General features: G+C 56.3%; 22 protein-coding genes. 15 read left to right on the plus strand and 7 right to left on the minus strand.

Annotated elements, in window-relative coordinates; translation table 11 throughout:
- Positions 1–2: 2 nt before the first annotated feature.
- From RHM65_RS10650 to lpxC, 4 genes are all read left to right on the plus strand, one after another.
- On the plus strand, positions 3–869 hold the full coding sequence (locus tag RHM65_RS10650) for a cell division protein FtsQ/DivIB (RefSeq protein WP_322166020.1): 867 nt from the start codon (positions 3–5) through the stop codon (positions 867–869).
- Between the two features lie 14 nt (positions 870–883).
- A complete protein-coding gene (ftsA, locus tag RHM65_RS10655; protein WP_322166019.1) occupies positions 884–2,146 on the plus strand; it encodes a cell division protein FtsA in 1,263 nt (420 codons plus the stop codon).
- Positions 2,147–2,209: 63 nt separating this feature from the next.
- Positions 2,210–3,397 (plus strand): cell division protein FtsZ, encoded by a 1,188-nt coding sequence (gene ftsZ, locus RHM65_RS10660; protein WP_322166018.1) that lies wholly within the window; start codon positions 2,210–2,212, stop codon positions 3,395–3,397.
- Between the two features lie 112 nt (positions 3,398–3,509).
- On the plus strand, positions 3,510–4,421 hold the full coding sequence (gene lpxC / locus RHM65_RS10665) for a UDP-3-O-acyl-N-acetylglucosamine deacetylase (RefSeq protein WP_322166017.1): 912 nt from the start codon (positions 3,510–3,512) through the stop codon (positions 4,419–4,421).
- Positions 4,422–4,589: 168 nt separating this feature from the next.
- On the opposite strand, the gene RHM65_RS10670 is transcribed toward lpxC, so the two are convergent.
- Complete coding sequence (locus RHM65_RS10670; RefSeq protein WP_322166016.1) at positions 4,590–5,048, minus strand: DUF721 domain-containing protein; 459 nt, start codon at positions 5,046–5,048, stop codon at positions 4,590–4,592.
- Between the two features lie 308 nt (positions 5,049–5,356).
- Here RHM65_RS10670 and secA point away from each other — a divergent pair, with 308 nt between their 5' ends.
- The 4 genes from secA (at position 5,357) to RHM65_RS10690 (ending at position 11,024) form a co-directional block, all read left to right on the plus strand.
- Positions 5,357–8,113, plus strand: coding sequence for a preprotein translocase subunit SecA (gene secA / locus RHM65_RS10675; RefSeq protein WP_322166015.1), 2,757 nt, complete (start codon positions 5,357–5,359; stop codon positions 8,111–8,113).
- 123 nt (positions 8,114–8,236) lie between these two features.
- Complete coding sequence (gene argJ, locus RHM65_RS10680) at positions 8,237–9,454, plus strand: bifunctional glutamate N-acetyltransferase/amino-acid acetyltransferase ArgJ (protein WP_322166014.1); 1,218 nt, start codon at positions 8,237–8,239, stop codon at positions 9,452–9,454.
- The gene (locus tag RHM65_RS10685) at positions 9,451–10,083 is read left to right on the plus strand and encodes a glutathione S-transferase family protein (protein ID WP_322166013.1); all 633 of its coding nucleotides are present in this window, start codon (positions 9,451–9,453) and stop codon (positions 10,081–10,083) included. Before argJ ends, RHM65_RS10685 begins: the two co-directional genes overlap by 4 nt.
- Positions 10,080–11,024 (plus strand): Nudix family hydrolase, encoded by a 945-nt coding sequence (locus RHM65_RS10690; protein WP_322184940.1) that lies wholly within the window; start codon positions 10,080–10,082, stop codon positions 11,022–11,024. Before RHM65_RS10685 ends, RHM65_RS10690 begins: the two co-directional genes overlap by 4 nt.
- Before the next feature lie 71 nt (positions 11,025–11,095).
- Here the strand turns inward: RHM65_RS10690 and RHM65_RS10695 are convergent, their stop codons facing one another.
- From RHM65_RS10695 to RHM65_RS10705, 3 genes are all read right to left on the minus strand, one after another.
- The gene (locus tag RHM65_RS10695; protein ID WP_322166011.1) at positions 11,096–11,671 is read right to left on the minus strand and encodes a cob(I)yrinic acid a,c-diamide adenosyltransferase; all 576 of its coding nucleotides are present in this window, start codon (positions 11,669–11,671) and stop codon (positions 11,096–11,098) included.
- Between the two features lie 2 nt (positions 11,672–11,673).
- The gene (locus tag RHM65_RS10700) at positions 11,674–13,710 is read right to left on the minus strand and encodes an ATP-binding protein (protein ID WP_322166010.1); all 2,037 of its coding nucleotides are present in this window, start codon (positions 13,708–13,710) and stop codon (positions 11,674–11,676) included.
- Between the two features lie 159 nt (positions 13,711–13,869).
- Positions 13,870–14,787 (minus strand): putative 2-dehydropantoate 2-reductase, encoded by a 918-nt coding sequence (locus tag RHM65_RS10705; protein ID WP_322171110.1) that lies wholly within the window; start codon positions 14,785–14,787, stop codon positions 13,870–13,872.
- A gap of 175 nt (positions 14,788–14,962) precedes the next feature.
- Here RHM65_RS10705 and RHM65_RS10710 point away from each other — a divergent pair, with 175 nt between their 5' ends.
- A complete protein-coding gene (locus RHM65_RS10710) occupies positions 14,963–15,442 on the plus strand; it encodes a YajQ family cyclic di-GMP-binding protein (protein ID WP_322166009.1) in 480 nt (159 codons plus the stop codon).
- Positions 15,443–15,452: 10 nt separating this feature from the next.
- Positions 15,453–16,295, plus strand: coding sequence for a mechanosensitive ion channel family protein (locus RHM65_RS10715; RefSeq protein ID WP_322166008.1), 843 nt, complete (start codon positions 15,453–15,455; stop codon positions 16,293–16,295).
- An 18-nt stretch (positions 16,296–16,313) separates the two neighbouring features.
- On the opposite strand, the gene RHM65_RS10720 is transcribed toward RHM65_RS10715, so the two are convergent.
- On the minus strand, positions 16,314–17,885 hold the full coding sequence (locus RHM65_RS10720; RefSeq protein WP_322184942.1) for an AmpG family muropeptide MFS transporter: 1,572 nt from the start codon (positions 17,883–17,885) through the stop codon (positions 16,314–16,316).
- Between the two features lie 43 nt (positions 17,886–17,928).
- A complete protein-coding gene (locus tag RHM65_RS10725) occupies positions 17,929–18,294 on the minus strand; it encodes an MGMT family protein (protein WP_322184944.1) in 366 nt (121 codons plus the stop codon).
- A 133-nt stretch (positions 18,295–18,427) separates the two neighbouring features.
- On the opposite strand from RHM65_RS10725, the gene RHM65_RS10730 reads away from it, so the two are divergent.
- Complete coding sequence (locus RHM65_RS10730) at positions 18,428–19,435, plus strand: DUF481 domain-containing protein (RefSeq protein WP_322171108.1); 1,008 nt, start codon at positions 18,428–18,430, stop codon at positions 19,433–19,435.
- A 127-nt stretch (positions 19,436–19,562) separates the two neighbouring features.
- On the opposite strand, the gene RHM65_RS10735 is transcribed toward RHM65_RS10730, so the two are convergent.
- A complete protein-coding gene (locus tag RHM65_RS10735) occupies positions 19,563–20,321 on the minus strand; it encodes an SDR family oxidoreductase (protein WP_322166005.1) in 759 nt (252 codons plus the stop codon).
- A gap of 87 nt (positions 20,322–20,408) precedes the next feature.
- On the opposite strand from RHM65_RS10735, the gene RHM65_RS10740 reads away from it, so the two are divergent.
- From RHM65_RS10740 to groL, 4 genes are all read left to right on the plus strand, one after another.
- Positions 20,409–21,140 carry a HugZ family protein gene (locus RHM65_RS10740; RefSeq protein WP_322166004.1) on the plus strand — a complete coding sequence of 244 codons (732 nt, stop codon included), beginning with the start codon at positions 20,409–20,411 and terminating at the stop codon, positions 21,138–21,140.
- Positions 21,141–21,205: 65 nt separating this feature from the next.
- Positions 21,206–21,688 (plus strand): FxsA family protein, encoded by a 483-nt coding sequence (locus RHM65_RS10745; protein ID WP_322166003.1) that lies wholly within the window; start codon positions 21,206–21,208, stop codon positions 21,686–21,688.
- A gap of 268 nt (positions 21,689–21,956) precedes the next feature.
- A complete protein-coding gene (locus tag RHM65_RS10750) occupies positions 21,957–22,250 on the plus strand; it encodes a co-chaperone GroES (RefSeq protein WP_322166002.1) in 294 nt (97 codons plus the stop codon).
- A gap of 51 nt (positions 22,251–22,301) precedes the next feature.
- A complete protein-coding gene (gene groL / locus RHM65_RS10755) occupies positions 22,302–23,945 on the plus strand; it encodes a chaperonin GroEL (RefSeq protein ID WP_322166001.1) in 1,644 nt (547 codons plus the stop codon).
- The last annotated feature ends 64 nt before the right edge of the window (positions 23,946–24,009 follow it).

Raw genomic sequence — 24,009 nt, forward strand, 5'->3', positions numbered from 1 at the left:
CCATGCAAGGCGCGATGCTACGTCATCAGCAACCCGTTCCCGGCCGCAAGCCGGTGCCGCGTGGTGCCAGTCGAATGGTGGCTAAAGAGCCGCTGTCGTCGCGCCTGCCAAAAGCCAATTTCGGATTCATCAAACACCTGTTCTGGCCTGTGATGTTGGTCGTTCTCGGTTTCGGCACGTATGAAGCGGCCACGCGGCTGCTGCCGTACGCCGACCGCCCGATCACTAAGATCAACGTGCAGGGCGACTTGAGCTACATCAGCCAACAAGCTGTGCAGCAGCGTATCGCGCCGTTCGTGGCCGCGAGTTTTTTCACCATCGACTTGGCGGGGATGCGTACCGAGCTGGAGCAAATGCCGTGGATTGCTCACGCCGAAGTTCGGCGCGTCTGGCCGGACCAAGTGGTGATTCGTCTAGAAGAGCAGCTGCCCGTGGCACGCTGGGGTGATGAGGCTCTGCTGAACAACCAAGGCCAGGCATTTGCCCCGCGCGAGCTGGCCAATTATGAGCATTTACCGCAGTTGTTTGGTCCGCAGCGTGCCCAGCAACAGGTCATGCAGCAGTACCAGGTGCTGAGTCAGATGTTGCGGCCTTTGGGCTTCTCCATCGTGCGCCTGGAGTTACGCGAACGCGGCAGCTGGTTTTTGACCACCGGAGCGGGCAGTTCAGGTCCAGGTATCGAGTTGTTGTTGGGCCGCGATCATTTGGTGGAAAAAATGCGCCGCTTCATCGCGATTTACGAAAAAACGCTCAAAGAACAGATCACGAATATCGCGCGCATCGACCTGCGTTATTCCAACGGCCTGGCCGTTGGATGGCGTGAGCAGGCAGCGCCTTCGACGGACAAACCCGCCGTCGCGAAGAATTGATAAGAGGCAGGACAATGGCAAACGTGCAAAGCGGGAAAATGATCGTCGGTTTGGATATCGGCACCTCCAAGGTTGTAGCACTGGTGGGCGAAGTCGGGGCCGATGGGACCCTGGAAATCGTCGGCATCGGCACGCATCCTTCCCGCGGCCTGAAGAAGGGCGTGGTGGTGAATATCGAGTCCACCGTGCAGTCGATCCAGCGCGCGATTGAGGAAGCTCAGTTGATGGCGGGCTGCCGTATCCACTCGGCTTTCGTCGGGGTGGCGGGCAACCATATCCGCAGCCTGAACTCCCACGGCATCGTTGCGATTCGTGATCGCGAAGTCAGCATGGCCGACCTTGAGCGCGTGCTCGATGCCGCGCAGGCCGTTGCTATTCCGGCGGATCAGCGGGTGCTTCACACGTTGCCGCAGGACTACGTCATCGACAATCAGGAAGGCGTGCGTGAGCCTTTGGGTATGTCGGGCGTGCGTCTGGAAGCCAAGGTTCACGTGGTGACCTGCGCTGTCAACGCTGCGCAAAACATTGAAAAGTGTGTGCGCCGTTGTGGTCTGGAAATCGACGACATCATTCTTGAACAGCTGGCATCTGCGTATTCAGTTCTGACCGATGACGAGAAAGAGCTGGGTGTTTGCCTGGTCGATATCGGCGGTGGCACCACTGACATCGCGATCTTCACTGAGGGTGCGATTCGCCACACCGCGGTGATCCCGATAGCGGGCGACCAAGTCACCAACGACATCGCCATGGCGTTGCGTACTCCGACTCAATACGCCGAAGAAATCAAGATTCGCTACGCCTGCGCCTTGGCCAAACTGGCCGGTGCCGGTGAAACCATCAAAGTCCCGAGCGTGGGCGATCGTCCACCGCGCGAGCTGTCGCGTCAGGCGTTGGCCGAAGTGGTCGAGCCACGTTACGACGAACTGTTCACCCTGATTCAGGCTGAGTTGCGCCGCAGCGGTTACGAAGATTTGATCCCGGCCGGCATCGTCCTGACCGGTGGTACCTCGAAGATGGAAGGCGCCATTGAATTGGCCGAAGAAATCTTCCACATGCCGGTGCGCCTCGGCGTGCCGCACAGCGTCAAAGGGCTCGCCGATGTCGTGCGTAACCCGATTTATTCCACAGGTGTGGGGCTATTGCTGTACGGGCTGCAAAAGCAATCCGACGGCATCTCCTTGTCCGGCATCAGTAGCAGTAACAGTGGCTATAACAGCGATGAACCTAAAGCTCCTGTGCTTGAGCGCCTAAAGCGTTGGGTGCAGGGCAATTTCTAAGATTCAAAGCGGTAGTGGTAGGCGTGTAGGCAAAAAACTAGAGAAAATGAAAGGAGAGGGAAAATGTTCGAACTCGTAGACAATGTCCCGCAAAGCCCGGTAATCAAAGTTATCGGTGTTGGTGGTGGTGGTGGTAATGCTGTTAACCATATGGTTAAGAGCAACATCGAAGGCGTGGAATTCATCTGCGCCAACACTGACGCGCAAGCGCTGAAAAGCATCGGCGCACGTACCATCCTGCAATTGGGCACTGGTGTGACCAAAGGCTTGGGTGCGGGTGCCAATCCTGAAGTAGGTCGTCAGGCTGCACTTGAAGACCGTGAGCGTATTGCTGAAGTGCTGCAAGGCACGAACATGGTGTTCATCACCACCGGCATGGGTGGCGGTACCGGTACCGGTGCGGCACCAATCATCGCCGAAGTGGCCAAGGAAATGGGCATTCTGACCGTTGCTGTTGTAACGCGTCCGTTCCCGTTCGAAGGCCGCAAGCGTATGCAGATCGCCGATGAAGGCATTCGTCTGCTCTCGGAAAGCGTCGACTCGTTGATCACCATTCCTAACGAGAAGCTGCTGACCATCCTCGGTAAAGACGCCAGCTTGCTGTCCGCCTTCGCCAAGGCAGACGATGTACTAGCCGGTGCCGTTCGCGGTATCTCCGACATCATCAAGCGTCCGGGCATGATCAACGTCGACTTTGCCGACGTGCGCACCGTGATGAGCGAAATGGGTATGGCGATGATGGGCACTGGCTGCGCCAGCGGTCCTAACCGTGCACGTGAAGCGACTGAAGCAGCTATCCGTAACCCGCTGCTTGAAGACGTCAACCTGCAAGGCGCTCGCGGTATTCTGGTGAACATCACTGCCGGTCCTGACCTGTCTCTGGGTGAGTATTCGGACGTGGGTAGCATCATCGAAGCGTTCGCTTCCGAGCACGCCATGGTCAAGGTCGGTACGGTTATCGATCCGGACATGCGTGACGAGTTGCACGTGACGGTGGTGGCTACAGGTCTGGGTGCAAAAATCGAGAAGCCTGTGAAGGTCATCGACAACACCCTTCAGCCTTCGCAGCACGCTTCGGCACACCCTTCTGCTCGTCAGGAAATGCCGTCCGTGAACTACCGCGATCTGGACCGCCCGACCGTGATGCGCAATCAGGCACATGCCGGTGCCCAAGCGTCCGCCAAGACGAACTCTCACGATGATTTGGATTACCTGGACATCCCGGCTTTCCTGCGTCGTCAGGCTGATTAATGAAATGTATCAGGGGTATTAGGGTGATTGGTGTTCAGCAAAGGTCTGGTCTGCTATTATCGCCAGCCTTTGTTGATACCAGTTCGCAACTTGCGCTGAAGCGGCCAATGCCATGATTAAACAACGCACCCTGAAAAATATTATCCGTGCCACAGGTGTAGGGCTGCACTCCGGGGAGAAGGTTTACCTGACCCTCAAGCCCGCACCCGTGAATACCGGCATCGTGTTCTGCCGTGCCGACCTCACCCCTATGGTGCAGATTGCTGCCCGTGCGGAAAACGTCGGTGACACCACCCTGTCGACCACATTGGTCAGCGGGGACACCAAGGTGGACACAGTAGAGCACTTGCTTTCGGCCATGGCTGGCCTGGGCATCGATAACGCCTACGTTGAACTCTCCGCCTCCGAAGTTCCGATCATGGACGGTAGCGCAGGACCCTTCGTATTCCTGATTCAATCTGCCGGCCTGGAAGAACAGGACGCAGCCAAGAAATTCATCCGAATCCTCAAAGAAGTGACAGTGGAGGAGGGCGGTAAGCGCGCTACTTTCCTGCCTTTCGAAGGCTTTAAGGTGAGTTTCGAGATCGATTTCGATCACCCGGTTTTCCGCAACCGTACTCAAAGTGCAACCGTGGATTTTTCCAGCACTTCTTTCGTCAAAGAAGTCAGTCGCGCACGTACCTTTGGGTTCATGAGTGACATCGAGTACCTGCGCAAGCACAACCTCGCACTCGGCGGTAGCGTTGAAAATGCCATCGTGGTCGATAAGGACGGCGTGCTGAACGAAGATGGCCTGCGGTATGAGGACGAATTCGTCAAACACAAAATTCTGGATGCAATTGGCGATCTTTACCTGCTGGGTAATAGTCTGATAGGCGAGTTCCGAGGCTTCAAGTCCGGGCACGCACTGAACAACGTCCTGCTCCGCGCCTTAATCGCGCAGACAGACGCCTGGGAAGTGGTGACCTTCGATGATGCCAGCGCCGCACCGATCTCTTACATGCGTCCTGTTGCGGCCGTGTAATTTAGTACTCTCTTTTCTAGTTTTAGGGCTGCCTTCGGGTGGCCTTTTTTATGCTTGTGAATTGGCGGACTCAATCCTTTGTAGGCGATAACTTGTTGGCGAGAGGCTTGCCCCGGTCTGCCTGACACGCCGTCTCGCTAACAAGTTAGCTCATACAGCGCTTCAGGTTTACTCGATCTTCGGCTTCCCATGACTCGCCAACCGCTCCAGTGCGGCCCGTAACTTCGGATCGCTTATCCCCTCCGCAGTCGCTTGAATACTTTCAGCGGCTACAACCGACAGACTCATCGTATGACCAACTGCCCCCTGTTGCACGGTAGGCGGCTGTACTTTGAATAAAATACGCGTGAGATTGGCGAACTCTTCAAAAGCGACCAGTTGTCGTTGCAGGCGTTTTTGTTGGTAGCGCAAGCGCGTCGCCCAGTGCCCGTCGGTCACGATCAACAGCAGGCTGCCTTCACGCCAAGACGCCACGTGGCAATGTTCGCGTGCAGCGGGTTGTAACTGACTTTCGAGCAGGCGTTGCAGATGACCCAAGCGCTGAGCGTGGTGGAATATGGCTTTGAGCGGTTTTGCTTCGCGGAGCAAGACAGCGGGTGCCCGGGCTGTAAGGGGGCGAAATGCCATGGTAGACACCTTGAGTTACACAGCCGCCATATTAGCAGAAAGTGCCTCTCCGGCTCAGCGAGATAGGATTTTGCTCGGGCTCCGGTGACGGTTTAATAGCGAGCTTCAACTGCCGTTGGGTTGAAGTTTGATAAAACGACCCTATTGTAAAAACAGCCCCGTTACAGCGCTGTGCCAGCATCGTGGAATAACGCCACTTTCCTCACCACCGTTTCCGGGTAGAATACTCGTTCGCATGCGGCCATGAGGGCTGCACGGGCGACTCACGGGGCCGCCCTCCATCCCTATGTGTGGAAGATCCTGTCGATATGTTTGCGCCTTTGTTAAAGAAACTTTTTGGAAGCAAGAACGAGCGCGAAGTTAAACGCATGCTCAAGACGGTTCAGTTCGTCAATGCCTTCGAAGAGCAAATGGTGGCCCTTTCGGACGAGCAACTGCGAGCCAAGACCGAAGAGTTCAAGGCCCGCTTAGCCAAAGGTGAGACCCTCGACACCCTGCTGCCTGAAGCTTTTGCGGTTGCTCGCGAAGCCGGCAAGCGCGTCATGGGTATGCGTCACTTTGATGTTCAGTTGATTGGCGGCATTACCCTGCATGACGGCATGATCGCCGAAATGCGCACGGGTGAAGGTAAGACTTTAGTCGCGACCTTGGCGGTTTACCTCAACGCGCTGTCCGGCAAAGGTGTGCACGTTGTTACCGTGAACGACTATTTGGCTCGTCGAGATGCCAACTGGATGCGTCCGCTGTACGAGTTTCTCGGTTTGACCGTGGGCGTCGTCACGCCTTTCCAGCCGCCAGAAGAAAAACGCGCAGCCTATGCGTCGGACATCACCTACGGCACGAACAACGAATTCGGTTTCGATTACCTGCGCGACAATATGGCTTTCAGCATGGAAGACAAGTTCCAGCGCGAGCTTAACTTCTCCGTAATCGACGAAGTCGACTCGATCCTGATCGACGAAGCGCGTACGCCGCTGATCATTTCCGGTCAGGCCGAGGACAGCTCCAAGCTGTACACCGAAATCAACAAGCTGATCCCGAGACTGGAACAGCACATCGAAGAAGTGGAAGGCGTCGTCACCAAGGCCGGGCACTTCACCGTTGACGAGAAAACCCGTCAGGTCGAGTTGAACGAAGCCGGTCACCAGTTCATCGAAGAAATGTTGACTGAAGTGGGTCTGCTGGCGGTTGGCGAAAGTCTCTACTCTGCACACAACCTGGGCCTGTTGACCCACGTGTATGCCGGTCTGCGGGCGCACAAGCTGTTCCATCGCAACGTCGAGTACATCGTTCAGGACGGCCAGATCTTGCTGGTCGATGAACACACTGGTCGTACCATGCCGGGTCGTCGATTGTCCGAAGGCCTGCACCAGGCCATCGAAGCGAAGGAAGTGCTGAACATTCAGGCCGAAAGTCAGACTCTGGCGTCGACCACGTTCCAGAACTATTTCCGCCTGTATAACAAGCTGTCCGGCATGACGGGTACGGCCGACACCGAGGCGTTTGAGTTCCATCAGATCTACGGTTTGTCCGTAACGGTTATTCCGCCGAACAAGCCTTTGGCGCGTAAAGACTTCAACGATCTCGTCTACCTGACGGCCGATGAAAAGTACGCCGCTATTGTGACTGACATCAAAGAAAGCATGACCCAAGGCCGTCCTGTCCTCGTGGGCACGGCGACCATCGAAACTTCCGAGCACATGTCCAATCTGCTCATCAAGGAAGGCATCGAACACAAGGTGCTGAACGCCAAGTACCACGAAAAAGAAGCCGAAATTATTGCCCAGGCCGGTCGTCCCGGTGCCCTCACCATCGCCACCAACATGGCAGGTCGTGGTACTGACATCCTGCTGGGCGGCAACTGGGAAGTGGAAGTTGCTGCTCTGGAAGAGCCTACCCCTGAGCAAATCGCGCAGATCAAAGCGGACTGGCAGAAACGCCATCAGCAAGTGATCGAAGCGGGCGGCTTGCACGTTATTGCGTCCGAGCGTCACGAATCACGCCGTATCGATAACCAACTGCGTGGTCGTGCCGGCCGTCAGGGCGATACCGGTTCCAGTCGTTTCTACCTGTCGCTGGAAGATAGCTTGATGCGCATCTTTGCCTCTGATCGGGTAAAGAACTTCATGAAAGCGCTGGGTATGCAATCTGGCGAAGCGATCGAACACCGCATGGTGACTAATGCGATCGAGAAGGCACAGCGCAAGGTTGAAGGCCGTAACTTCGATATTCGCAAGCAACTGCTCGAGTTCGATGACGTCTCCAACGAACAACGTAAAGTGATCTACCACATGCGTAACAGCCTGCTGGCTGCGACCAACATTGGTGACACCATTGCCGACTTCCGTCTGGACGTGCTTAACAGCCTGGTTAGCCAGCACATTCCGCCGCAATCGCTGCCAGAGCAGTGGGACGTAGCGGGCCTGGAAGCTGCGCTGAATACCGATTTTGGTGTGCAGTTGCCGATCCAGCAGTGGCTTGACGAAGACGACCACCTGTACGAAGAAACCCTGCGCGAGAAGCTGCTGCAAGAGCTGCTGGCGGCGTACAACGAAAAAGAAGAGCAAGCCAGCGCCGACGCGCTGCGTACGTTCGAGAAGCAGATTCTGCTGCGTGTCCTCGACGACCTGTGGAAAGACCACCTGTCGACCATGGACCACCTGCGTCACGGTATCCACTTGCGCGGCTATGCGCAGAAGAACCCGAAGCAGGAATACAAGCGCGAATCCTTCACCCTGTTCCAGGAACTGCTCGACTCGATCAAGCGCGACACCATTCGTGTGCTGTCACACGTCCAGGTTCGCCGCGAAGACCCGGTAGAAGAAGAAGCCCGTTTGCGTCAGGACGCCGAGGAGCAGGCTCAGCGCATGCAGTTCGAACATGCTGACGCCCCGGGCCTTGACGCACCACAGGTACTGATGGAAGAAGGCGAAGATGTTGCCGTCGCCGCAGTGCCGGTTCGCAATGATCAGCCGGTTCGCAATGATCAAAAACAGGGCCGCAACGAGCTGTGTTTCTGTGGTTCAGGCAAGAAGTTCAAACACTGCCACGGCAAGATCGACTAAGTTCAGCCCGGCGCTAGTTATGTGAAACATTCGCGCCGCGACCGGCTTAGCCGTCGCGGCGTTTTTCAATCGATTGAGCCGTACCGATGTGGGCGGCGCAGATACTTTCAAAAGGAGCACTTAATGGCTGTTGGTCTTGGTCCTTTGCCGACATTGCACCCGGTTGCTGGTTTTGAGCTGGGTATCGCTTCTGCGGGTATCAAACGCCCCGGACGCAAAGACGTCGTGGTCATGCGTTGCGCTGAGGGTTCCCGTGTCGCTGGCGTGTTTACCCTGAACGCGTTCTGTGCCGCGCCAGTGATCCTGGCCAAACAGCGCTTTGAAGGCCCCGTGCGTTATTTGCTGACCAACACCGGCAACGCCAATGCGGGCACTGGCGAGCCTGGCTATTTGGCGGCGGTGCGGACCTGCGCCAAGCTGGCTGAGCTGGCCGGCGTTGATGCCGACGCTGTGCTGCCTTACTCCACCGGTGTTATTGGAGAGCCGTTGCCGGTAGAGAAAATAGAGAGTGCGCTACAAGCCGCCCTTGATGACCTGTCTGTGGATAACTGGGCGGCTGCCGCCACCGGGATCATGACCACTGACACTCTGCCCAAAGGCGCCAGCCGCCAATTCGAACACGATGGTGTGACCATAACGGTCACCGGCATCAGCAAAGGCGCAGGCATGATTCGTCCGAACATGGCGACCATGCTGGGCTACATCGCCACTGACGCCAACGTTGCACAGAGCGTATTGCAGGACCTGCTGCGTGATGGCGCCAACAAGTCGTTCAACCGCATCACCATTGATGGCGATACGTCAACCAACGACTGCTGCATGCTGATCGCCACTGGTAAAGCTGCGCTGCCGCAAATCACTGAGGCCAAAGGCCCATTGTTTGCCACGCTCAAGCAGGCCGTGTTCGAGGTGTGCATGGAAGTGGCTCAAGCCATCGTGCGCGACGGCGAGGGCGCAACCAAGTTCGTGACGGTCGAAGTCAACGGCGGTGGTAATCATCAAGAATGTCTGGATGTTGGTTACGCCGTGGCCCATTCGCCGCTGATCAAAACGGCGCTGTTCGCTTCCGATCCTAACTGGGGTCGCATTTTGGCTGCTGTCGGCCGCGCCGGCGTACCGGACCTGGACGTCAGCAAAATCGACGTATTTCTCGGTACGGTCTGCATTGCCAGCAAAGGCTGCCGCGCAACGACGTACACTGAAGAGCAAGGTTCGGCGGTTATGGCTGAAGCTGAAATTACTATCCGCATCGAGCTGGGCCGTGGTGATTGCCAGGAAACCATCTGGACCACCGATTTATCCCATGAGTACGTGAAAATCAACGCGGAGTACCGTACATGAGCCTGCACCTGATTATTGGCGATAAACGCTTTTCCTCCTGGTCTTTGCGTCCTTGGTTGGCGCTGGACATGGCGGGGGCTGTGTTCACTGAACAAATGGTGTTGCTGAATCAGCCCGACACGCTGCAAAAGTGCCTGGCGCACGGGCCAACGGGCAAAGTCCCACTGCTGAAGACCGAGCACGGCACCATCTCCGATTCCCTGGCTATCGTTGAGTACCTGGCTGAGCGTTTTCCCGAGGCCCATCTTTGGCCGCAGGAAATTGCGCCACGCGCACAAGCGCGTTCGGCTTGTGCGCAGATGCACAGCGGTTTCACCCACTTGCGTTCGCACATGGGGTTCGACTTGCGTCGCGATCAAGCCCTGGAAGTTACTCCGGCTGAAGTGCAGGCGGACATCGACCGTGTTGTTGCGTTGTGGGCTGAATGCCATGCGGCAGCCGCTGAAAGCGGGCCGTATCTGTTTGGCCGAGTCAGTTTGGCTGATGCATTTTTCGCCCCAGTGGCGGTGCGCTTGCGGACCAACCGTGTGCCCCTGCCTGCCAAGGCTGAGGCGTACGTGGAAACGATTTATCAGTGGCCCGCTTTTCAGCGCTGGCAGAAAGCAGGTTTAGAGGAAGTGGTTCGGTGAAACGAATTCATGTAGCGGCTGCGGTCATCCGTGGTAACGACGGCAAGATCCTGATCGCACGACGTGCCGGTACTCAGCACCAAGGCGGTTTATGGGAGTTTCCGGGCGGTAAAGTTGAAGCCGATGAAACGGTGGAAGCGGCGTTGTCTCGTGAGCTTCAGGAAGAATTGGGCATCGTCGTTGTTGCCGCTCGCCCGTTGATCAAAATCCAGCACGATTACCCGGACAAACAGGTGTTGCTGGACGTTTGGGAAGTGTCCGCATTCAGCGGGGAGCCTCATGGCGTGGAAGGCCAGCCGTTGGCGTGGGTGTCTGCGCGAGAATTGGCTGACTATGATTTTCCCGCCGCCAATCAACCCATCGTCGCCGCCGCGCGTCTACCGGATCGCTACTTGATCACCCCGGAGGGGTTGGACACGCCTGAATTGCTGCGCGGCTTGCAGAAGGCGATCGCCGGGGGCATCAAGCTAGTGCAACTGCGTGCGCCCAATGGCTATAACCCGCAATACCGTGATTTGGCGGTGGATGCCGTGGGTTTGTGTGCGGGTAAGGCGCAATTGATGCTCAAGGGCCCGTTGGAGTGGCTGGGTGACTTTCCAGCAGCCGGCTGGCACCTGACGGCGGCGCAACTGCGAAAGCTGGCAGTTAATGGCCGTCCTTTCCCGAAAGAGCGCTGGTTGGCCGCCTCTTGCCACAACGCTGAGGAGTTGGCACTGGCTGAACAGACGGGTGTGGATTTTGTCACGTTGTCGCCGGTGGAACCGACTCAGACGCATCCAGACGCTTTGCCATTAGGTTGGGAGCCGGCGACGCAGTTGATCGCGGGTTTCAGTAAACCGGTGTTCTTGCTTGGCGGTGTGGGTGGTGATGACCGTCAACGTGCGTGGGAAAGTGGCGCACAAGGCGTAGCGGGGATTCGGGCGTTTTGGCCTGAGTTTTAATCGGTAGGAGCCAACGTGTTGGCGAGGCTATTACGTCTCGCCAACACGTTGGCTCCTACAGATATTGGGCATCAAGGCTTCGGCGCCGCCTGCCACAATATCTCGGCAATCCCCTGACGCTTAGCAATCAACCGCGCCGCGACAAACAACAAGTCCGACAACCGATTGATGTAAGCCAAACCAACGCCAGTGAGCGGTTCAATGGCATTCAGGTGTTGGCAGCGGCGCTCCGCACTGCGCGCGATGCTTCGGCAGACGTGGGCTTGGGCAATCAGTGCCGAACCGCCCGGCAAGATAAAATTCTCCAGCGGGCCCAACTCCTCATTCCACAGATCGATAGTCGTTTCCAACCGCGCTATCTCAGCGTTATTCAGCGCCTGATAAACCGGCATCGCCAGCTCACCACCCAAGTCGAACAGGCGGTGCTGACACGGCGTTAATACCTCAATTACTTCGGCCAAACCGGGGCAGCTCGCCACGGCGTCGGCCAGTCCGGCGAGTAACACGCCCACCTGGCTGTTCAGCGTATCCACTTCACCAATGGCTTCGATTCGCGGGTGGTCTTTGGGCACACGACGTCCGTCACCCAAGCCGGTCTCGCCTGTGTCGCCAGTGCGTGTGTAGATTTTTGAAAGGCGAAAGCCCATGCTTATAACTCCGAAAGGTTCTGTTCCAAGGCGTTGACTGTGCTGCCCGCCAATGGCAGGCGCAGCGTGAAGCAGGTGCCTTGGCCGGGGGTTGAATGCACTTCCATCTGGCCTTTGTGGTTGCTGGTAATAATGAAGTACGACACCGACAACCCGAGCCCCGTGCCTTGGCCGATTTCCTTGGTGGTGAAAAACGGCTCGAAGGTTCGTTTGCGCACGTTTTCCGGCATACCGATGCCGTTGTCTTCGACCTGGATTTCCGCCCACGGCGGGTTGAGCCGAGTGCGCAGAACAATGCGCCCCGGCTCACTGTCGTCTACCCGCTGATGGATCGCCTGAGCCGCGTTTTTCAGCAAATTCAGGAGCACCTGTTCCAGCTCGTTTGCCGTGCCTGGCACAGGACCTAGATTCGGATCGAACTGACGGGTAATCGCCTGGCCCTTGAAATCAAAACCGATGGTCAGATCAAAGTCGTTGCTGGCAATTTCAACGGCCTGATCAATCAGAGCCGGCAAGTCGCAGGGCGCCATTTTCCGATTACTGAGCCGACTGAAGTTAAGCATATGGCTGACGATTTTCGCCGCGCGGGCGCCGGCCTGTTGAATGCCGTCGAGCAACTGCGGCACTTCACGGCTGAGCAGGTAGTGATTGACGGATTCCAGTTTGATTCCGGCCTGCTCTGCTTGTTCGACGTTTTTTGGCAACTCTGGCGACAGGCGCCGGCGAATGTTCTGTACGTTATGCAGGATCGCGCCCAAAGGGTTATTGATCTCATGGGCCATGCCGGCCGCCAATCCGCCGACAGAGAGCATTTTTTCCGACTGCACCATCATGTCTTCGAGTGACAAACGCTGAGTGATGTCGTCTATACGGATCACCACGCCTCGGCCGGCGCCCCCGGTCAAGGGGTAGAAGGTCAGTGCGTAATGGTGCGCAACATCGTCTTTGACCCAGGTGACGCGCTCGATCTTGGTGACGATGTGCCGTTCGACCGTGTGTTTGATCTTCGGCAAAAACGCTTTCATGGGAGGGAACGCAAGAAAGATCGGTTGATTCAGCGCTTCGTCCAGCGGCGTGCCGGAGAGCGCGCTGGCCTCTTGGTTCCATTGGGTGACATACAGCTGCTCATCCAGCGCAATCAACGCGGACGGCATGGAATCGATGATGCTGTTCAGGTAGTTCTGAAAACCGGTGAGTTTTTTCTCGATCTTGCTGCGCACCTGAACTTCGAGTTCAAGTTTGCGATTCGAATGCCGGGTTTCTTCCGCCAGTCCTTGGGCTTGGGCATAGGCATCCTGTGAGTCATCGCGTGCCCGTTTAAGCTGCTGTTCTCGGGCTTCGATGCGCGAGAGCATGGTGTTGAACGCTTCCGCCAGGCTACCAATCTCGTCGTTGTTACCTGGCTGGGCCCGTAGCGCGTAGTCCTCTTCACGGGTGACCTGCCGAGACAGTTCTTCAAGTTGATAAATTGGCTCGGTGATCAGCCGCCGAATCTGCCGTGCAATCACCAGCCAGAGCAATACGCTGAACACCAGAATGCCGGCGCTGGCGGTAAAGGTGCCGGTGTAAAACGCAGTGGGTAATTCGCTGCTGGCCACCAGCAACAAATGCCCGGGTTCTTGGCCGGGTTTGGGAATCGAGATGAGCTGCGTATTGCGAAACTCGGTGAGACGCCAGGCTTCCACGCCTTTGAAGCGCTCGGGCAATTTGAGTTTGTCGCCCTGTTGCAACTGAGCCAGTCGGTCGCCATTGCCGTCGTACAGCGCCGCCGCCCGCAGAGGGCTGTAGTTTTTTAGCTCTTTGAGTAGCGCCAAGCCATTATCGGCCGAGCTTAAGGCTTGGGCGGCGAGGTTGGGGTTATTGATCAGTCGACCGATGGTCTGCAAAGCTTGGGGCGCCATGCTTTCCTGCGAAATGTAATAGGCGGCGCTGATGAAGGTCAGGTTGGCGACCAACAACACAGTCGTCAGCAAGACTAACAGCGCTGCCAGAAGCTTCTGGCCGACTGGTAGATTTTCTAGGCGTTGGCGCAATGGCATCGGGCAAAATCACACGCGATTGAAAGAACCCGCAGGGTAACGCGCAGATCGCTCGCCGGGCAATCTGATCACGCAGACGGCCAGATCCGCGCCCACTGGAGCCAACTGGTTGGCGAAAGGTACACACGGTCTGTCAGGCCGCCCTCGCCAACAAGTTGGCTACAAAATAGGCAAGCCTCGGGATTGCAAAAAGTTGATCAGGCGCGCCTGCAATTGGTTCATGTGCGGCATCGGGCAGTGGTGACGTGCCGCCACAGCACAGGCGTGCCCCAGCAAATAGCTGATTTCCGTGCGCCGGCCGTGGGCGACGTCCTGGTACATCGATGAATAGTTGGCGGCCGTCGCCTGGATCACCCGTTCCACTTCACTGTGCAGGTCGATCGCAGCGGCGGGTTGGCCGCAGCAGTGCAGCAAGTCGGTCAGTTCAGCGCACAAGGTCGCCACTTCGCAGGTGTGCGCCTGTAAGCCGCCGTTCTGGCAGTCGTGAAGAACCGTTAGCGGGTTGATCGCGCAGTTCAACGCCAACTTGCGCCAGAGGCGCGTAAGAATGTCGGGGGTCCACTGATGAGGGATACCGCTGGCCTGTAGTTCATCCAGCCAACGTGGGGGCGTCGGGTCGCTGACATCGCCCAGCCAGGTGTAACCGTGACCCGCGAATACCACGCGCCAATCACCGTCGCGGAATGCGCCTTCGGTACTCGACGCAGAGATGCAGCGCGCTCGGGGCACCTTCAAGGCCACGTCATCCTGACTGCCAAGACCGTTCTGCAACAGGATCAACTCGGCATTCGCAGTCAGTCGTGGTGCCAGACGCGCAACCGCAGCTTCAGCGTCGTACGCTTTGCACGCCACCAATAGACGCTCAATCGGTTCTGTTGCCTCAACGGTTTGCGCCGGGATCGCGAAAAACTGGCTATGGCCTTGCTCCACCAGCGTCAAACCGCCTGCAGTCTGATAGTCAGCCAACCGCGCTGGGTCGCGCAGGATAAGCCGAACCGGCAATCCCGCGCGTGCCAAACGGGTGGCCCACAGGCTGCCAAGACTGCCAGCGCCCAGAACATGCCATTGGCTGGCCATTAGCTGTTTACTGAACATGGCATGGGAGCCGGTGACGCGACAGAATCGAAATTCGACATGGCAGGCTCGCAGCGTGATGAGGAAAAGTCTCGTTATAATGACCGCGCATTCATACCGTCAAGTCAGGCGTGCTCGTTCCACATCCCGAGCCGCGCCATTTATCTGGAGAGATTACATGCCCTCGTTCGACGTAGTGTCCGAACTCGACAAACACGAAGTCACTAATGCCGTCGATAATGCCATTAAAGAGCTGGATCGTCGGTACGATCTCAAAGGCAAAGGTACGTTCGAATTCAAGGAGTTAACGGTCAATCTGACCGCTGAAGCGGACTTTCAGCTGGAAGCGATGATCGAAATTCTCAAGCTGTGCCTGCTCAAACGCAAGATCGATGCGAAGTGCCTTGAGGTGAAGGACGCTTTCGCTTCAGGCAAATTGATGAAGCAAGAAGCAGTGCTCAAAGAAGGCATTGATAAAGAACTCGCGAAAAAAATCGTCGCGCACATCAAAGAGGCAAAATTAAAAGTCCAGGCTGCAATCCAAGGTGAGCAAGTGCGTGTCACGGGCAAGAAACGTGATGACTTGCAAGAAGCCATGGCAGTGCTGCGCGGTCAGGATTTCGGCATGCCCCTGCAATTCAATAATTTCCGCGACTGAGGAGAAATAAATGGATTTGGATAATCAGGTCAATCATCTGGTTAAGGTGTCCGAGGCTTCGCTGCCAATGCTCTTGCAGTATGGCAGTCGCTTTTTGTTGGCGCTGGTGACACTGGGCATCGGCTGGTGGCTGATTAACATGGTGACCCGCAAGGTGGGGAGCCTGCTGGCATTACGTAAAGCTGACCTGGCGTTGCAGGGTTTTATCAGCAGCCTGGCGAATATCATCCTGAAGATTTTACTGATCGTCAGCGTTGCGTCGATGATCGGTATCGAAACCACGTCCTTCGTTGCGGTGATCGGTGCCGCCGGTCTGGCGATTGGTTTGGCATTGCAGGGCAGTCTGGCGAATTTCGCTGGTGGGGTCCTGATCCTGCTGTTCCGTCCGTTCCGCATTGGCGACTGGATCGAAGCCCAAAACATCAGCGGTACGGTCGATAACATCCAAATCTTCCACACGGTATTGCGCACCGGCGACAACAAAACGGTCATCGTGCCCAACGGCATTTTGTCGAACGGGATCATCACCAACACCAATCGTCAGCCTACTCGCAAGGTCGTATTCGAGATTGGCGTGGAGCACGATGCTGACCTCAAGCACGCGCTGCAAGTGCTGTTGGACATGGCGCAAGACCCCCGTGTTCTGCTCGACCCTGCGCCAGAAGCGGTGGTCTCTGCGCTGGGTGAGAACGCGATCACCTTGTCGTTACGGGCGTGGACTAAGACCGGGGATTATGGCGGTGTCGTTTCGTATTTCAACATCGAAGCGCGGGACCTTCTGAAAGCAGCGGATATCTCTATCCCAGCGCCGCAACGTATGGTGCGTGTGATGCAGGAAGTGGCCGCGAAATAACCTGAGCCTGATTCTGGACTAGTCGCTGGCTGGCGTGTCGGTAGCGGGCGTTGCTTGAGCGGCTTTGGTCGCCTCGGCTACGCGGGTGCGGCGCGCTTCCTGGGACCAGTGGATAGCGATCATGATCAGCGTAGGAATGCCCATCAGAGCGGTGATCATGAAGAAGTTGTGATAGCCGAACTTTTCTACCATCACCCCTGAATAGCCACCGATCAAGCGCGGCAGCAAGAGCATGATCGAGCTGAGCAGCGCGTACTGCGTCGCCGAGAATTTGAGGTTGGTCAGGCTCGACAGGTAGGCTACAAAAGCAGACGTCGCGAGCCCTGCGCTGAAGTTGTCCAAGGAAATTGTCACGATCAACATCTGCAGGTTCGCGCCCATGTCGGCGAGCATCAGGAACAGCAGGTTAGTGGCCGCAGAAGCAAAACCGCCAACAAACAGTATCGGCAAGATACCGAAGCGCACGATCAACAGCCCGCCGAAGCCAGCGCCAAGCAGGGTCATGACTAAGCCGAAAAGCTTGCTGACACTGGCGATCTGGTCCTTGGTGAACCCCTGATCGATATAAAACACATTGGCCATCACGCCCATTACCGTGTCCGACATTCGGTAGGTTGCGATTAACCCCAGTAGCAGAAAGGCTTGCCAGCGATAGCGACGAATGAAGTCGTTAACCGGGGTCAGCACCGGCGCAAGCCCACGTCGGCCCGCCGATGACAGGCACAGTGTAGTGAGTACCACATAGAGGATTGCGCGCAGAAAGGCGCGGTCTTCCATGAGCAGGTCGGTCCAGCTTTCGCCGTTAAACAGCACACTGGCGAAGTCGGTGTAGTAGAGCTGAGTAAACATCGCTGGCACAGAGACCAGCAAAATAATCAGGACGAAAACCGACGCCAGTTGGTGGTTGAAACCGTATCGAGCAGCGGATAACTGAGTGCGCAACGGTACCGGGGATTCACGCATGATCAGCGTCGTGACCAGCGCCGGCAGCATTAGCAGGCCGAACAGAATATAGGTGCCGGCCCACGCCGAGTGTCTATAGCTGAAGCCGGTCGAGCCAAAGCCTTCAGCGATGTACAGCGCGCCGGCAGTGGCCAGCAGCGCCGCGATGCGGTAGCCCGACATGTAGCTGGCGGCGAGGGCGGCCTGGCTGCTTTCTTCTGCAATTTCCAAGCGGTAGGCATCGATGGCTATATCTTGGGTCGCCGACGAAAAAGCCACCAGCACCGCGATGGCAATCAACCAAGAGAGGTGTTTCTGCGGGTCGCAAAAGCCCATCCCGATCAAGCCAATCACCACCAGCGACTGCGAAAGTACCAGCCATGAGCGTCGTCGACCGAGACGGCCCAGAAATGGCAGGCGCCATTGATCCAAAAGCGGTGACCAGACCCACTTAAATGCATACGCCAAGCCAATCAGGCTGGCATAACCGATGGTTTCTCGAGCAACACCGGCTTCTCGGAGCCAAACCGACAACGTTGAAAACACCAGCATGTAAGGCAAGCCTGCGGCGAATCCTAGCAATAACATCACAAACGCTGAGGGTGTGGCATAAGCGGCGAGCGCTGCGCGCCAGGTTTTACGGGGCATGAGCTGAAGTCTGGCCTCAGGTTACGAAAACAAAGGGCGCACTCTAACCGCTGTGCTCTATCGGACGCCAGCCATGGCGTTGCATATCTATCCGATTATTCGAGACAGTGACGCCTTCCGCCCGCAAACGGGCACGCTGTTCGTCGCCCGAAACCGTGCCTGCGGGTAGACGGATTATCCCGCCAGCGGCCACCACTCGGTGCCAAGGCAGGGTGGTGCCGTCGGGTAATTGGCTTAACGTGCGCCCGACCCAGCGCGCAGCTCGTCCCAGTCCAGCCATCGCCGCCAGTTGTCCGTAGCTCACCACCTTGCCTTCCGGAACCTGATGCAAGGTCAAATAAAGCGCGGTACGCCGAATCTCGGCGGGCGTCGGGTGTGGAGTGCCTTGCGATGCGATTGGGTCAGTCACGCGTTCGTCCTGTTACATAACGTTGGTCGGATCGTGAGGAACTCCGGCAGATGTTCCGGGTCATTGAACACAGATTGTCGTCCTTGGGGGATGATGCCCGATTTATGCAAGAACTCGAGCCTTGCCGACGCTTATGTTGTCTAGAACCCTGTTGTGCCTCTGTATTACCAGTGTTTCCATGCCGCTTCTCGCCGACACCGTCTGGATGAAGAACGGCGATAAGCTGACCGGCAAGATTTCTGTTTTCGACGGCGGCAAGCTGTTGCTGCAGACCGACTACGGCGGCGCGATTCCGCTGGATTGGAAGCAGGTCAAAACCCTGCAAAGCGATCAGAAGTTGCTGGTTAAACAGGACCAGTACACGGGCGAGATTGCCAAGTCGTTGCAACCTGCCGAAGAGGGTAAGGTGATCTTGGCTAACGGCGAAGCACCCAAGACGGTAGAACTTTCCAGCATCCAACAAATCATGAAACCCAAACCAGTGATCACGGACCTGGTCTGGAAGGGCAACATTGACGCCGCGTTGGATTTTCAACGAGCGGAAAACGATACCGACGATTACAACATCGCTTTCAAAACGTCTGCGCGTCATGGCTTCTGGCGGCATAACGCCAAGGGCGAATACAACCGCGAAACCCAAGATAATTTGGTGAGCACCAACAATTGGAGTGCCGAGTATTCCATCGACCGCTTCCTGACCGATAAATGGTTCTGGGAAGGTCGCTTGACGTACAAACGCGACTTCGTTGAAGACCTCGCTCGTCAGCGTGTGGTGGGTACGGGCCCAGGCTATCAATTCTGGGACGATGAGTTGGGCGCGTTCTCGCTCGGATCATTGATTAACCGGACTGACTATGAATACGCCAGCGGCCAAAAAGACAACTTTTATTCGGCCGCAATCAAGTGGGATTACAACCGTTTCCTGATTGGCAAGAAGGTCGAATTCTTCACCAACGGTGAGCTGGGTAAACCACTAAGTGGTGTGGCGGACTACAGCTTGGATTCCGAGGTGGGCTTGCGCTACAAAGTAACCGAGTGGGCTTCGCTTAATCTGAAAGCAGAGAAAAACGTGATCAGTGGCGCATCAGAGGGCGACCTGAACAAAACCCGTTACACCGCAGGGTTTGGCGTGACTTGGTAACGGGCCCAGTCTTTAAGAAGTTGGCGTCTCTTTTTCGCGAATGAACTCGCTCCCACAGGGGTTACAGCGTCTGTAGGAGCGAATTTAGTCGAGAAGGGGCTGGGTCAGTTAGCCAATAGTCGCGGTGTTAAACCCGTAACCCGCCATCCAATTCCAGAATCCGGCCGCTGAAGTAGTCGTTCTCCAAGATATAAGCCGCCGAGTGAGCGATTTCTTCTGGTTTGCCCATGCGCTTGAGCGGAATGCCCGAGGTCATTTTTTCCAGCGCTTCTGGTTTCATGCCGAGGGTCATTTCGGTTTCGATGAAGCCCGGTGCAATAGCCGCTACACGAATACCATAGCGCGCCAGCTCTTTGGCCCACGTCACAGTTGCTGCTGCAACGCCGGCCTTGGCCGCCGAGTAGTTGGTTTGCCCGACATTGCCTGCGCGGGAAATTGAAGAAATGTTGATGATCGCGCCGGAGTTTTTCAGCTCGATCATTTTCGCCGCCACTTCGCGGGTACACAGGAAGACGCCGGTCAGGTTGACGTCAATCACCGCTTGCCATTGGGCTAGCGACATTTTGGTCATTTCGCCATCCTTGACCTTGATCAACAGCCCATCACGTAGAATCCCGGCATTATTGATAAGGCCGTGGATTGCACCAAAGTCATTAGCGACCTGAGCGACCATGTGGGTCACTTGTTCTTCGTTGGCGACGTTACACAGATAAGACCGTGCTTCTACGCCCAAGGTTTTGCACGCAGCAACCGCTTGTTCGAGCTTTTCCTGGTTCAGGTCGACCAAGGCGAGTTTCATGCCTTTGCCCGCCAGATATTCGGCCATCGAGCGACCCAAGCCCTGGCAACCGCCAGTGATAATTATTATCTTGTCTTTCAATTGCATGTGCGTGGCCCAATAAACAATCGGTGGTGCTGCGAAAAATTCTGAGTGGCCGTCAGTGTTCGACGGACTCTTCATTAGGAGACAAATATGAGCGCGAAAGCCGGTAAGCATGCCCGAGAACTGTTACTCAAGGAATACCGCGGCGCGCTGTCCACGCATTCCAAGTCGATGCCTGGCTTTCCGTTTGGCTCCGTCGTGCCATATTGCATGGACGATCAGGGTCGGCCGTTGATTCTGATCAGCCGTATTGCTCAACACACGCATAACCTGCAGCAAGACCCCAAATGTTCGCTGCTGGTAGGTGAGCGCGGCGCAGAAGATGTGCAGTCAGTGGGGCGGGTGACGGTAATGGCCGAAGCCGAGAAGATAAAGGACGCTGTAGCTATTGAAGCGGCGGCCCGGCGTTATTATCGTTTCTTCCCGGAAGCGCAGAGCTACCATAGCGCCCATGATTTCGATTTTTGGGTATTGGTGCCGGTGCGGTATCGTTTCATTGGCGGTTTCGGCGCAATCCATTGGCTCGACGACGTGGCATTGGCGAACCCCTTTGCGGATGCGGCCGAGACCAGCATGGTCGAGCACATGAATGAAGACCACGCCAAAGCCATCGCCCACTATGTGGACCTGGCCGGTCTGCCGCAGACGCCACCCGCTGTAATGGTGGGCGTTGATAGCGAAGGCATGCACCTGCTTATAGGACAGGGCATTCACTGGCTGCCGTTTGCACAGCCCTGTAATACGCCGACACAAGTGCGCGAAGCCTTGGTTCAACTGGCTCATGCCGAAAAATGGCCGGTCGACGAAGAGCTGGAAGCTTGAATTAACGGTTTTGCGACGTCACATAGGTTTTATTGGAAGTCATCTTCCGTTGAGGAACTCATTTGATGCGTGTTTTTCTGTTGTTGTTTGTGCTGTTTCCGATGTTGGAACTGTTCGTTCTGATCAAAGTCGGCATGGCCATAGGGTTTTTGCCTACCATTTTGCTGGTGGTTGCCAGTTCGATGCTGGGCGTGTTCTTGATTCGCGTGGCGGGTTTCGCGACGGCTCTGCGCGCCCGTGAAAGCCTTTCGCGAGGCGAACTGCCGGCTCAGGAAATGCTTGAAGGGTTGATGATTGCCGTCGGCGGTGGCTTGTTGTTGCTGCCGGGCTTTATCAGCGACGTATTAGGCGTCATATGCCTGTTGCCGATCACGCGTCGGCTGCTGGTCAATAAGCTGCGCACCCGTGCAGAGGCTCAGGCTACGCGCCAACGTGCGTTCGCCGATGACCCCTATGCTGGCGATGGCTCAGGCCGTCCAGGCATGACTCCGCCGGGCAATCGCCAGCCGAACGTCATCGAAGGTGAGTTCGAGCATCGCGACAAGTAATAGGCGTAACGGCTCAAGCGGCGGCTTTTAAGGCTGTCAGGGCCGTTGTGTTCGTTATAATCGTTCTGACGAATCGCAAAAAAATGTCGTCTCAAGCCTTGTAATCACCTTGCTCGCCCTTATGTATGGGTCACCGCAAGGTTTCTGGTGGATTTGCCAGACCGTATTCTGCGTTTCGCTTGTCGAACCGCAACCGGCCACGCCGGATGTTCTAACTCACCGGTGTTTTCACCGGGACGTTCAAAACCATAATTAGGAGAGATCGACAATGAAGCTTCGTCCTCTGCATGACCGCGTCGTAATCCGTCGCAGCGAAGAAGAATCGAAAACCGCTGGCGGTATTGTTTTGCCAGGTTCGGCTGCTGAAAAGCCTAACCGTGGCGAAATCCTTGCTGTAGGTACCGGCCGCGTGCTGGACAACGGCGAAGTACGTGCGCTGGCTGTGAAAGTGGGTGACAAAGTGGTGTTCGGCCCGTATTCCGGCAGCAACACTGTGAAAATAGACGGCGAAGACCTGCTGGTGATGAGCGAGAACGAAATTCTCGCAGTCGTCGAAGCCTGAGTATTTCCCGCGAATTTCCCATTACTACAAAGTATTTAAGGAATCACGATCATGGCTGCAAAAGAAGTTAAGTTCGGCGACTCAGCTCGTAAAAAAATGCTCACCGGTGTAAACGTCCTGGCTGACGCAGTTAAAGCGACCCTCGGGCCTAAAGGCCGTAACGTCATCATCGAAAAAAGCTTTGGCGCTCCACTGATCACCAAAGACGGTGTGTCGGTTGCTAAAGAGATCGAACTGAAAGACCGTTTCGAAAACATGGGCGCGCAGCTGGTCAAAGACGTTGCTTCCCGTGCAAACGATGACGCAGGCGACGGCACCACTACTGCTACCGTTCTGGCTCAGTCGATTGTTAACGAAGGCCTGAAAGCTGTAGCTGCCGGCATGAACCCAATGGACCTCAAGCGCGGCATCGACAAGGCGACCATCGCCATCGTTGCTGAGTTGCGCAAGCTGTCCAAGCCGTGCACCGACACCAAGGCAATCGCTCAGGTGGGTACCATCTCCGCTAACTCCGATAGCTCCATCGGCGACATCATTGCCGAAGCTATGGAAAAAGTGACTAAAGACGGCGTTATCACCGTTGAAGAAGGCACTGGCCTGGAAAACGAATTGTCTGTTGTTGAAGGCATGCAGTTCGACCGTGGTTACCTGTCCCCGTACTTCATCAACAAACCAGACACCATGGTTGCCGAGTTGGACAGCCCGCTGATTCTGCTGGTCGACAAAAAAATCTCGAACATCCGCGAAATGCTGCCAGTTCTGGAAGCAGTGGCCAAAGCTGGCCGTCCGCTGTTGATCGTTGCTGAAGACGTTGAAGGCGAAGCCTTGGCGACTCTGGTTGTGAACAACATGCGCGGTATCGTGAAAGTTGCAGCTGTTAAAGCTCCAGGTTTCGGCGACCGTCGCAAAGCCATGCTGCAGGACATCGCTGTTCTGACTGGCGGTACTGTTATCTCTGAAGAAATCGGCCTGAGCCTGGAAACCGCTACCCTGGAACACCTGGGTAATGCCAAGCGCGTTGTGCTGAACAAAGAAAACACCACCATCATCGACGGTGCTGGCGTTCGTTCCGACATCGACTCGCGTATCGCTCAGATCCGCACGCAAGTAGCAGACACCACGTCTGACTACGACAAAGAAAAACTGCAAGAACGTCTGGCCAAGTTGTCTGGCGGCGTTGCAGTCATCAAAGTCGGCGCCGGTTCCGAAGTTGAAATGAAAGAGAAAAAAGCACGCGTTGAAGACGCCCTGCACGCTACTCGTGCAGCCGTTGAAGAAGGCGTTGTACCTGGCGGCGGCGTAGCACTGGTTCGCTCCCTGCAAGCCATTGCTGACTTGAAAGGCGACAACGCTGATCAAGACGTCGGTATCGCTCTGCTGCGTCGCGCTGTAGAAGCTCCACTGCGCCAGATCGTTGCCAACTCCGGTGACGAGCCAAGCGTTGTTGTCGACAAGGTCAAGCAGGGTTCGGGTAACTTCGGTTACAACGCTGCTACTGGCGAATACGGCGACATGATTGAAATGGGCATCCTTGACCCGGCTAAAGTGACTCGCTCTGCGCTGCAAGCGGCGTCGTCGATTGCCAGCTTGATGATCACTACCGAAGCGATGATCGCTGAAGTGGTTGATGACAAGTCATCTGGCGGCGGTATGCCAGACATGGGCGGCATGGGTGGTATGGGCGGCATGATGTAAGCCAGCTTTACCCCTTCGCTTTACCCCAAGAAAACCTCGCCTCGTGCGGGGTTTTTTTATGTTT

The sequence above is a fragment of the Pseudomonas sp. CCI4.2 genome, from assembly GCF_034350045.1.
Classification (GTDB): domain Bacteria; phylum Pseudomonadota; class Gammaproteobacteria; order Pseudomonadales; family Pseudomonadaceae; genus Aquipseudomonas.